Source organism: Rhodococcus sp. Eu-32 (assembly GCF_003336925.1).
In the GTDB taxonomy this organism is placed as follows: domain Bacteria; phylum Actinomycetota; class Actinomycetes; order Mycobacteriales; family Mycobacteriaceae; genus Rhodococcoides; species Rhodococcoides kyotonensis_B.
Map to the genome: position 1 here is coordinate 42,928 of NZ_QGNK01000021.1, position 10,440 is coordinate 53,367.

At 65.6% G+C, this 10,440-nt stretch carries 11 protein-coding genes; 10 read left to right on the top strand and 1 reads right to left on the bottom strand.

Going from position 1 to position 10,440, the window contains the following annotated elements; genetic code table 11:
* Window positions 1-36: 36 nt before the first annotated feature.
* The gene (hemW, locus tag DK926_RS21530) at window positions 37-1,245 is read left to right on the top strand and encodes a radical SAM family heme chaperone HemW (RefSeq protein WP_114332103.1); all 1,209 of its coding nucleotides are present in this window, start codon (window positions 37-39) and stop codon (window positions 1,243-1,245) included.
* Window positions 1,246-1,249: 4 nt separating this feature from the next.
* Here the strand turns inward: hemW and DK926_RS21535 are convergent, their stop codons facing one another.
* Window positions 1,250-1,555: a type II toxin-antitoxin system VapB family antitoxin gene (locus DK926_RS21535; RefSeq protein WP_068378754.1), complete on the bottom strand. Its 306-nt coding sequence runs from the start codon at window positions 1,553-1,555 to the stop codon at window positions 1,250-1,252.
* A 119-nt stretch (window positions 1,556-1,674) separates the two neighbouring features.
* Between DK926_RS21535 and hrcA the strand changes: the two genes are divergently transcribed.
* From hrcA to DK926_RS21580, 9 genes are all read left to right on the top strand, one after another.
* Window positions 1,675-2,718, top strand: coding sequence for a heat-inducible transcriptional repressor HrcA (gene hrcA / locus DK926_RS21540; RefSeq protein ID WP_068420403.1), 1,044 nt, complete (start codon window positions 1,675-1,677; stop codon window positions 2,716-2,718).
* 74 nt (window positions 2,719-2,792) lie between these two features.
* Entirely contained in the window at window positions 2,793-3,947 is a 1,155-nt protein-coding gene (gene dnaJ / locus DK926_RS21545; protein ID WP_114332104.1) for a molecular chaperone DnaJ, read from the top strand.
* A gap of 2 nt (window positions 3,948-3,949) precedes the next feature.
* Complete coding sequence (locus tag DK926_RS21550) at window positions 3,950-4,726, top strand: 16S rRNA (uracil(1498)-N(3))-methyltransferase (protein ID WP_114332105.1); 777 nt, start codon at window positions 3,950-3,952, stop codon at window positions 4,724-4,726.
* Window positions 4,723-5,481: an alpha/beta hydrolase gene (locus tag DK926_RS21555; protein ID WP_114332106.1), complete on the top strand. Its 759-nt coding sequence runs from the start codon at window positions 4,723-4,725 to the stop codon at window positions 5,479-5,481. Before DK926_RS21550 ends, DK926_RS21555 begins: the two co-directional genes overlap by 4 nt.
* A 135-nt stretch (window positions 5,482-5,616) precedes the next feature.
* Window positions 5,617-6,618, top strand: coding sequence for a PhoH family protein (locus DK926_RS21560; protein WP_240931419.1), 1,002 nt, complete (start codon window positions 5,617-5,619; stop codon window positions 6,616-6,618).
* A 41-nt stretch (window positions 6,619-6,659) separates the two neighbouring features.
* A complete protein-coding gene (gene ybeY / locus DK926_RS21565; RefSeq protein ID WP_068420416.1) occupies window positions 6,660-7,202 on the top strand; it encodes an rRNA maturation RNase YbeY in 543 nt (180 codons plus the stop codon).
* Window positions 7,199-8,521, top strand: coding sequence for a hemolysin family protein (locus DK926_RS21570; protein ID WP_068420418.1), 1,323 nt, complete (start codon window positions 7,199-7,201; stop codon window positions 8,519-8,521). Before ybeY ends, DK926_RS21570 begins: the two co-directional genes overlap by 4 nt.
* Complete coding sequence (era, locus tag DK926_RS21575) at window positions 8,514-9,428, top strand: GTPase Era (RefSeq protein WP_114332137.1); 915 nt, start codon at window positions 8,514-8,516, stop codon at window positions 9,426-9,428. Before DK926_RS21570 ends, era begins: the two co-directional genes overlap by 8 nt.
* A 219-nt stretch (window positions 9,429-9,647) precedes the next feature.
* A complete protein-coding gene (locus DK926_RS21580) occupies window positions 9,648-10,340 on the top strand; it encodes a response regulator transcription factor (RefSeq protein ID WP_243636947.1) in 693 nt (230 codons plus the stop codon).
* Window positions 10,341-10,440: the final 100 nt, after the last annotated feature.

Genomic DNA, 10,440 nt, shown 5'->3' on the forward strand with positions numbered 1-10,440 from the left:
GAAAGTGTGCCGCACTCGGTCTGGAACACTGGACGGGTGAACATCGTCGCCGCTCCACCCGTGCCCTTCGAGTTGCCCGACGCGGCATTCGACGGCGTCGGGCAACGGCCGTTCGGTGTGTACGTCCATGTTCCGTTCTGTGCGACGCGGTGCGGCTACTGCGATTTCAACACCTACACCGCCGGGGAACTCGGAACTTCCGCCTCACCGCAGTCCTGGCGCGAGGCGATGCGTCGGGAATTGGAGGCGGCTGCATCGCTGTTCGCCGATCGCGCGGGCGTCGTACCGACGGCCGACACCGTGTTCGTCGGAGGCGGGACGCCGTCGCTGCTCGGAGGCGACGGCTTGACCGACGTTCTGAATGCCGTCCGCGCCAGTTTCGGTCTGACCCCTGGGGCCGAGGTGACGACGGAATCGAACCCGGAGTCGACGTCACCCGAGTTCTTCGACGCGCTTCTGTCGGCAGGCTTCACGCGTGTCTCGCTCGGAATGCAGTCCGCGGCACCGCACGTCCTTCGGGTTCTCGATCGCACGCACACCCCGGGCCGGGCAGTGGCCGCCGCGAGGGAAGCGAAGGCGGCCGGCTTCGGCCACGTCAACCTCGATCTCATCTACGGCACGCCGGGGGAGCGTCCCGAGGATCTCGACAGCTCGCTCGACGCGGTGCTGACGGCAGGCGTCGACCACGTCTCGGCCTACGCGCTCATCGTCGAGGACGGCACGGCCATGGCACGCAAGGTGCGTCGCGGGGAGCTGCCGATGCCCGACGACGACGTCCTCGCCGCCCGCTACGAACGGATCGACTCGGTTTTGTCCGGTGCGGGGCTGAGCTGGTACGAGGTGTCCAACTGGGCGAGCGACGCCGACGCGGAGTGCAAGCACAACGTCGGCTACTGGGACGGCGGAGACTGGTGGGGTGCCGGGCCGGGTGCGCACAGCCACGTCGGCGGTACGCGGTTCTGGAACGTCAAACACCCTGCGCGGTACGCGGATCAGCTGGCGTCGGGCGCGTTCCCGGTGGCAGGCAGCGAATTGTTGACGCGCGAGGATCGGCATCTCGAAGAACTGATGCTGAAGATCAGGCTCAGGACGGGCCTGCCGGCCGACGTGCTCGACGCGGACGAGCGTCACGCGGCGGACCAGGTCGTCGCCGATGGGTTGATGACGTTCGCCGATGGGCGATTCGTACTCACCGATCGCGGCCGACTGCTCGCCGACGCCGTCGTACGCAGCATCGCTGCGTGAGGGCTCAGGCTCCCAACAGGTCGTAGTCGAAGACGCGGGCGTGCAGGACGGTTCGGTTGCGTAGCGCGGCGCGCACGGCCCGGTGCAAGCCGTCTTCCAGGTACACGACGCCTCGGTAGTGCACGGCGTGTGGGAACAGGTCGCCGTAGAACGTGGAGTCCTCGGACAGCAGACGATCGAGTTCGAGCACCTTCGTGGTCGTGACGATCTCGTCGAGTCTGAGCTGGCGCGGCGGGATCTTCGACCAGTCGCGCAGCGACAACCCGTGCTCCGGGTAGGGCTTGCCGTCGCGAACGCCTTTGAAGATCATTCGGTATCCGTCGTCGTCGAATGGGGCACCCGACCACAGTAAGGCCTTGCCGTCACCGACGGCGGTAGGGCCACTAGACTCGAACTCCGACGTGAACAGTGGAATGGAGGTGGGCATCGATGTCGAGCACCGAAGACAGGCGGTTCGAGGTTCTACGCGCGATCGTCGCCGACTATGTCTCCACCCAGGAACCCGTCGGCTCGCGGGCTCTCGTCGAGCGACACAACCTCGGGGTGTCCAGTGCGACAGTGCGCAACGACATGGCTGTTCTGGAGGCCGAGGGGTACATCGCGCAGCCGCACACCAGTTCGGGGCGTGTCCCGACGGACAAGGGGTACCGGCAGTTCGTCGACCGCATCGCCGACGTCAAGCCGCTGTCGACGTCCGAGCGTCGCGCGATCCTCGAATTTCTCGAGAACGGCGTCGACCTCGACGACGTCCTGCGCCGCGGTGTGAGGTTGCTCGCGCAGCTGACCCGACAGGTGGCCGTCGTGCAGTATCCGACGCTGTCGGTGTCGTCGGTGCGGCACCTCGAAGTGGTCGCGTTGACGCCTGCACGCCTTCTTCTGGTTCTGATCACCGACTCCGGTCGCGTCGACCAACGCATCGTCGAGTTGGGCGACGTCATCGACGACGAGAATCTCTCCCAGCTGCGCAACCTGCTCGGTGGCGCGCTCGAAGGCAAGCGCCTCGCGGCCGCGTCGGCCGCGGTCGCGGAACTCGCCGAGAATTCGCCGCCCGCGTTGCGCGACGCCATGATTCGGTCGGCGACGGTATTGATCGAATCGCTCGTCGAACATCCCGAGGAGCGTCTGGTTCTCGGCGGCACCGCCAATCTGACGCGCAACGCCGCCGATTTCGCCGGGGACGCGGGATTCCCCGGTTCGCTGCGCGCAGTGCTCGAAGCGCTCGAGGAGCAGGTGGTTGTCCTGAAGCTGCTGGCCGTGACGCAGGACACGCGCACGGTGACCGTGCGTATCGGGGAGGAGACGCAGGTCGAGGAGATGCGCGGTACCTCGGTGATTTCCACCGGATACGGTTCGGCTGGCATGGTGCTCGGGGGCATGGGCGTGCTCGGACCCACACGAATGGACTATCCAGGAACAATTGCATCGGTCGCAGCCGTTGCGAGATACATCGGAGAGGTTCTCGCGGAACGCTGAGGGCCGTCATCCACTCATGACGCGTCGACGACGTCGGCGCACACGGAAATTCGACGAGGATGAAAGAGACATACGTGGCACGGGACTATTACGGGACGCTCGGGGTCGGCCAGAAGGCGACCGATCAGGAGATCAAGCGCGCGTATCGCAAGCTCGCGCGCGAACTTCACCCCGATGTCAATCCGGACGAGGCCGCGCAGGCTCGCTTCAAGGAGATCTCGACGGCGTACGAGGTGCTGTCCGACCCGGAGAAGCGCCGGATCGTCGATCTCGGCGGAGATCCGCTGCAGCAGGGCGGCGGCGGAGGCGGCGGCTTCGGCGGCGCGGGCTTCGGCGGTGGACTCGGCGACGTGTTCGAGGCGTTCTTCGGCGGCGGTGGCGGGGGAGCCGGCCGTGGTCCGCGGGGGCGCGTCCAGCCAGGAGCCGACTCGCTGCTGCGCACCAAGTTGACACTCAACGAGTGCGCGACCGGCGTCACCAAGCACATCACCGTCGACACGGCGATCCTGTGCGACCTGTGCACCGGCTCGGGCACCAACGGCGACTCGAAGCCCGTTCGGTGCGAGACCTGTGGCGGCGCGGGTGAGGTCCAGTCGGTTCAGCGTTCGTTCCTCGGTCAGGTCATGACGTCGCGTCCGTGCCCCACCTGCCGCGGTGCGGGCGAGACCATTCCCGACCCCTGCCGCAAGTGCGCAGGCGACGGTCGGGTCCGTTCGCGCCGCGACATCACCGTGAAGGTTCCCGTCGGCGTCAGCAACGGGATGCGTATCCGTCTGGCCTCGCAGGGTGAGGTCGGCCCGGGTGGTGGCCCGGCAGGTGACCTGTACGTCGAGATCGTCGAGCAGCAGCACGAGGTGTTCGTCCGCGACGGCGACGACCTGCACTGCACCATTCGCGTCCCCATGGTCGACGCGGCCCTCGGCACCAAGGTGTCGGTCGACGCGATTCTCGACGGCCCGACGGACATTGTCGTCGATCAGGGCACACAGCCCGGTTCGATCGCGGTCCTGCGCGGACACGGTATGCCCAAGCTGCGTTCCGGCGTCCGAGGCGACCTGCATGCTCACCTCGAGGTCGTCGTGCCGTCGAAGCTCGACAACAAGCAGACGCAGTTGCTCGAAGACCTGCGCGCGCTCCGCGACCGTGACGCGGCCGAGGTGGTCACCACCGGCTCACAGCACAGCGGCGGGTTGTTCTCCCGGCTGCGGGAAGCGTTCAGCGGTCGCTGACGATGGCGGCGACGGTCTTCTACCTCGATCCTCTGCCCGACGTCGGCGGTACGGCCGTGCTCGACGGCAAGGAAGGGCGTCACGCCGCCACGGTGCGTCGCATTCGGGTCGGTGAGCGCATTCTGCTGTCCGACGGTCACGGCCGCATCGCCGAGACCGTCGTCACGGCCGCCGAACGCGACCGCCTGGAGATGGCCGTCGAAACCCGGTCCGACGTTCCCCGCCCGACGCCGTCGGTCGGGGTGGTCCAGGCACTGCCCAAGGCCGACCGTTCCGAATTGGCCGTCGAACTCGCGACCGAGGCGGGGATCGACAGCATCGTGCCGTGGCAGTCGTCACGATGCGTCGCCAAGTGGGAGGGGGCGAAGGCCGACAAGGGCGTCGCCCGGTGGCAGGCCGTCGCGACCGCTGCGGCGAAGCAGTCGCGTCGTCCGTTCGTCCCGGAAGTTGCTCCATTGCACACCAATTCGGCAGTCGTCGCCCTGGCCCGCGGCGTCGTCGAGCGCGGGGGAATCGTCGCGGTGCTGCACGAGGCTGCGTCCGTTCCCTTCTCGTCACTGTCGTTCCGCGACGTGCCCGAAGTTCTGCTGGTCGTCGGTCCCGAAGGTGGTCTCACCGATTCCGAGGTCGCTGCGCTGACCGATGTCGGTGCGATCCCGGTCATGTTGGGGCCCACCGTGTTACGGACGTCGACCGCTGCAGCGGTCGCGCTCGGCGCGCTCGGAGTCATGACGAATCGCTGGGCGCAGACGCCGCTCGACTTCCAGGCCACTCGGTGATCCGGCAGACCATCTCCTACGGCGACCATCCCGAACAGTTCGGTCATCTCTACCTCCCGGAAACTCCTGTGACCGTTCCGGTTCCGGTGGTCATGGTGGTTCACGGCGGGTTCTGGCACGGCCGCTACGCGCTGAACCTCGGCACGCAGTACGCCGTCGAATTGTCGCGAGCCGGGTTCGCCGCCTGGAACATCGAGTACCGGCGCGTCGGTGCGGGCGGGTCGTGGCCGGAGGTCAGCCGAGACGTCGTCGACGCACTGCAGGCCGTGGGCGGCGTCGTGCAGGAGCGCTCGTCGATCCCACTCGACACCGGCGATGTTCGGCTTCTCGGTCACTCCGCGGGCGGCCACCTCGCGGCATGGCTGGCGAGTCGACGAGAGTTGCCGATCAGGCCGGCGCGGGTCGTCGCGCAGGCAGGGGTGCTCGACTTCGTCGTCGGGCCCGCGGCAGGTGACATCAACCCTGCGGTGCGGGAACTGCTCGGGACGAGCTTCGAGAACGACCCCGATCTGTACCGTTCGGCATCTCCGTTGTGCCTGCTGCCGACCGGCGTTCCGGTGCACTGCATTCATGGCTCGCGCGACGTGCAGGTGCCGGTGTCGCAGAGCGAACGCTACGTGTCCGCGGCCCTCGACGCCGGCGACGACGCGAGCTTGTCGGTGGTCGACGGGGAGGACCACTTCGACTTCCTGAGGCCGGGATCGACGTGCTGGACCGAGTCCATGGCGGCCGCGACCGCGCCCGCCGCCGGGTAATTGGAATGCGAGCCCCGCTGCGCGCGTTAAACTCGTGGGCAGTTCGAGCCCCGTCCGCGACACCCGAAAGCAGGCCATACACACCACGTGAGTGAACACAGCGATCTTCCCGCCGAACGTCTGGTTCGGTCCAGCATGGAACTGGCGCCCGAGGCAGTGCTTCCGCTTCTCGGCGCATCGGACGAGAACCTCAGGACCCTCGAGCAGCTGCTGTCCGCCGATGTGCATGTCCGAGGCAACACGGTCACCCTGAGCGGCAAGGTAGCCGACGTCGCGCTGGCGGAACGTGCCATCACCGAGCTCGCTGCCGTCGTCAAGCGGGCGCAGCCGCTGACCCCCGACGCCGTCCGACGCACGGTCGGGATGCTCACCGACGGAGTCTCCGAGTCGCCTGCAGAGGTGCTCAGCCTCGACATTCTCTCGCGTCGCGGCAAGACCATCAGGCCCAAGACACTCAACCAGAAGCGGTACGTCGACGCGATCGACGCCAACACCATCGTGTTCGGTGTCGGACCCGCCGGTACGGGCAAGACGTACCTGGCGATGGCCAAGGCCGTGCAGGCGTTGCAGGCCAAGCAGGTCAGCCGCATCATCCTGACGCGTCCCGCCGTCGAGGCCGGTGAGCGGCTAGGATTCCTGCCCGGCACGCTGCACGACAAGATCGATCCGTACCTGCGCCCGCTGCACGATGCGCTCCACGACATGATGGACGTCGAGGCCATTCCGAAGTTGATGCAGGCGGGAGTCATCGAGGTCGCGCCGCTCGCATACATGCGCGGACGCACCCTCAACGACGCGTTCATCATTCTCGACGAGGCGCAGAACACCACGGCCGAGCAGATGAAGATGTTCCTCACCCGTCTCGGTTTCGGTTCGAAGATCGTCGTGACCGGTGACATCACCCAGGTCGATCTGCCCGGTGGCGCGAGGTCGGGCCTGCGTGCCGCGACCGAAATCCTCGGCAGTGTCGACGACATTCACTTCGCGCAGCTCACCAGCAGCGACGTGGTCCGGCATCGCCTGGTGTCGGAAATCGTCGACGCGTACGAGCGGTTCGAGTCGTCGAGCAACAGCGATCTCGGGGTGGGCAACCGTGCGCAGCGACGCTCCGGCGGTGCGCGCTCGGCACGCCGGTAAGGTCTGCTGGTCACATTGTCGAGAAAGAGTAGAGAGCAGTAATGAGCATCGAGGTGTCCAACGAGTCGGGGATGGACGTCTCCGAAGCGGAGCTCGTGAGCGTCGCCAGGTTCGCCATCGCGAGCATGGACGTGCACCCTGCAGCGGAACTGTCGATGGTTCTCGTCGACTCGGCGACGATGGCCGATCTCCACATGCGGTGGATGGACCTTCCCGGTCCCACGGACGTCATGTCGTTCCCGATGGACGAATTGGAGCCGGGTGGCCGTCCCGACGCGCCCGAACCAGGCCCGTCGATGCTCGGTGACATCGTGCTGTGCCCGTCGTTCGCGGCGGACCAGGCGGCAGCGGCAGGGCATCCCCTCGAACACGAGTTGGCGTTGTTGACCGTCCACGGCGTGTTGCACCTGCTGGGCTACGACCACGCCGAACCGGACGAGGAAAAAGAGATGTTCGGCCTGCAGAACCGCATTCTCGAGGAGTGGTACGAGGATCTGCGCCGTGCCGAGGAGAGAGAATTGCAGGCAGCGCGCGATCGTCGACTGCTCGGCAAGACTGGCTTCGCCCGGGGCGACAACCTGTGATCAGTGCGCCGGTTCTCATCGTCGCTGCAGTGATTCTGGTTCCGGTCGCGGGATTGTTCGCGGCAGTCGACTCGGCCCTCAACACCGTCTCGCGCGCACGTGTCGAGGACATGGCCAAGGACGAACGTCCGGGAGCCGTCGGACTGCTGACGGTCGTCGCCGATCGGCCGCGGTACGTCAATCTGACTGTGCTGATGCGCATTCTGTGTGAGATCGGCGCGACGGTCCTGCTGGCGGGCGGCTTGATAGAGCTTCTCGACGAGACCCTCGCGCTCGTTGTCACCGCCGTCGTGATGGTCCTCGTCAGCTACGTCGTCGTCGGTGTCGGTCCCAGAACGCTCGGTCGTCAGCACGCGTATTCGATCGCGTTGTCCGCCGCGCTCCCGTTGCGTGGGCTCGGATGGATACTCGGACCCATCAGCCGTCTGCTCATTCTGATCGGTAACGCCATCACCCCCGGCCGTGGTTTCCGCAACGGCCCGTTCGCATCCGAGATCGAACTGCGCGAACTCGTCGACATGGCGCGTGAGCGCGGCGTCGTCGCGGACGGTGAGCGAAAGATGATCCAGTCGGTGTTCGAGCTGGGCGACACGTCGGCGCGTGAGGTGATGGTGCCGCGTCCGGAAATGGTGTGGATCGAATCAGGCAAGTCCGCGGGCCAGGCTACGTCGCTCGCCGTGCGCAGCGGTCACTCGCGAATCCCGGTGATCGGCGAGAACGTCGACGACATCGTCGGCGTCGTCTACCTCAAAGACCTTGTGCAGCAGACGTATTACTCCACCGACGGCGGACGTGGAGTCAAGGTCGATCAGGTCATGCGTCCTGCGGTGTTCGTACCCGATTCGAAGGCGCTCGACAGCCTGTTGGCGGACATGCAGCGTTCACGGAATCACATGGCTGTGCTCGTCGACGAGTACGGCGGCACAGCCGGATTGGTGACCATCGAGGATGTTCTCGAAGAGATCGTCGGTGAGATCGCCGACGAGTACGACGCCGACGAGGTCGCACCGATCGACGATCTGGGCGACGGCAGCTTCCGTGTCTCTGCGCGAGTTCCGCTCGAGGACGTCGGCGAATTGTTCGGCCTGGACATCGAATCCGAGGACGTCGACACCGTCGGCGGGCTGCTGGGCTACGAGCTCGGCCGCGTGCCGTTGCCCGGATCGCGCGTCGAGTCGCACGGGTTGATTCTCGTCGGCGAGGGCGGTGCGGATCAGAAGGGGCGAGTTCGGGTGACTACTGTTCTCGTCGAGAAAGCGCAGTCCTCGGAGCCGTCCGGGAACGACGACGACCACGACACCGAGGATGCCGATGCCTGAATCGAACGACCGAAACTTCCATTCCGGCTTCATCTGCTTCGTCGGACGACCGAACACCGGGAAGTCCACGCTGACCAATGCGTTGGTCGGCACGAAGATCGCCATCACGTCGTCGCGGCCGCAGACCACGCGTCACACGATCCGCGGCATCGTGCATCGCGAGCACGCGCAGTTGATCCTCGTGGACACTCCCGGATTGCACCGTCCCCGAACGCTTCTCGGGCAACGGCTCAACGACCTGGTGCAGGACACGTACTCCGAGGTCGACATCATCGGACTGTGCATCCCCGCCGACGAGAAGATCGGCCCCGGTGACCGCTGGATCCTCGAGCAGGTGCGTCACATCGCGCCCAAGACCACGTTGATCGGCATCGTCACCAAGATCGACAAGGTCAAGAAAGAGCGCGTCGTCCAGCAGTTGATGGCGCTGTCGAACCTCCTCGGCGAGAACAGCCACGTCATCCCGGTGTCCGCCGCGTCGGGTGAGCAGGTCGAGAAGTTGGTCGATCTGTTCGCGGCCGAGCTGCCCGAGGGCCCCGCGTTCTACCCCGACGGCGAGCTGACCGACGAGCCCGAAGAGATCTTGATGGCCGAACTCATCCGTGAGGCCGCACTCGAAGGCGTGCGCGACGAATTGCCGCACTCTCTCGCCGTCGTCATCGAGGAAGTCAACCCTCGCGAGGGGCACGACAACATGCTCGACGTGCACGCCATCCTCTACGTCGAGCGCCCCAGCCAGAAGGCCATCATCATCGGCAAGGGTGGATCGAGGCTCAAGGAAGTCGGAACTGCCTCCAGACTTCAGATCGAGAAGCTTCTCGGCACGAGGATCTACCTCGACCTGCACGTCAAGATCGCCAAGGACTGGCAGACCGACCCCAAGCAGATGGGAAAGCTTGGTTTCTGAGTCTCGCCCCACGGTTCACGCAAACGCATATGCATTTGCGTGAACTGGGTGCCCTTCCCACGCAAACGCATGTGCATTTGTGCGGGTTCGGCGATCCAACAGTTGAAACGGTGAGTTAACACCACTGAAAGCGTTCTGCTGTTTACTCGGATCGACTGCCCGTCGATCCGAAGGACGCACATTATGCCCGATCACGACATCGCGTCCATTGTTGCTGCAATGTCCTCGTCAGCGGCGCCGCGACGTATGCACGGCGCAATCGATTACCTTCGGTACGAAGGCCGTTGCGACAGTTTCCTTCTCGCATACCGAGACCAGTCGACCGAACGGTTCGTGACCGTCGAACAGCGCGGATACGGAGACGACGTAGCGCAGTTCCTCACCGGCGACATCGATACGCTGCCGGAGTTCGAGAAACAGTTCAGCCACCTGGACGAGGTCTTCGACTGGACCGAGGTCCCGGGCTTCGGGACATCTGAGACGGCGGTGACGGTGTTGCGCCCCGGCGGGTTCGCCAACGGCGTCCTCATGCTCCTGCACGACGACGCCGGTTCGATCATCGGAATGTGTCACGGAAACGTAGAGCGGGAGCAGTTTCCCGATCCCGCGAAGACTATCCTCGAGCGAATGCGGCCCGCATTCACCAGGTACGCGAGTGATCTGCGCGCGAAGTCGCGCTTCCGGCTCACCGCACGCGAGACGGAGATCTTGTCGCTCGTGCGTCAGGGACTGTCCAACGCCGAGATAGGGGAGACTTTGGTGCTGTCCCCACGCACGGTCACAACCCACGTCGAGAAAATTCTGCGCAAACTCGGTGTACCCAACCGCGTCATGGCTGCGGTCTACGCCACCGAACTCGGCCTCGGTGACGACCGACGTACCGTCGATTCGATGGCGCTCGCGGCGCCGTAGCGTACTTTCTCACACACTTCCAACACGGCCGTCACACGGCGGAAACATCGGGCTTTGTCATGCCCGATAGATTCATATGCTCTGTGACGCACGGCATTTC

Bases quoted from the DNA above. Each gene is read 5' to 3' on its own strand.
- ybeY (WP_068420416.1), top strand. From the start codon at position 6,660: ATGAGCATCGAGGTGTCCAACGAGTCGGGGATGGACGTCTCCGAAGCG.
- DK926_RS21550 (WP_114332105.1), top strand. From the start codon at position 3,950: ATGGCGGCGACGGTCTTCTACCTCGATCCTCTGCCCGACGTCGGCGGT.
- DK926_RS21560 (WP_240931419.1), top strand. From the start codon at position 5,617: ATGGAACTGGCGCCCGAGGCAGTGCTTCCGCTTCTCGGCGCATCGGAC.
- hrcA (WP_068420403.1), top strand. From the start codon at position 1,675: ATGTCGAGCACCGAAGACAGGCGGTTCGAGGTTCTACGCGCGATCGTC.
- DK926_RS21535 (WP_068378754.1), bottom strand. From the start codon at position 1,555: ATGATCTTCAAAGGCGTTCGCGACGGCAAGCCCTACCCGGAGCACGGG.
- era (WP_114332137.1), top strand. From the start codon at position 8,514: ATGCCTGAATCGAACGACCGAAACTTCCATTCCGGCTTCATCTGCTTC.
- DK926_RS21580 (WP_243636947.1), top strand. From the start codon at position 9,648: ATGTCCTCGTCAGCGGCGCCGCGACGTATGCACGGCGCAATCGATTAC.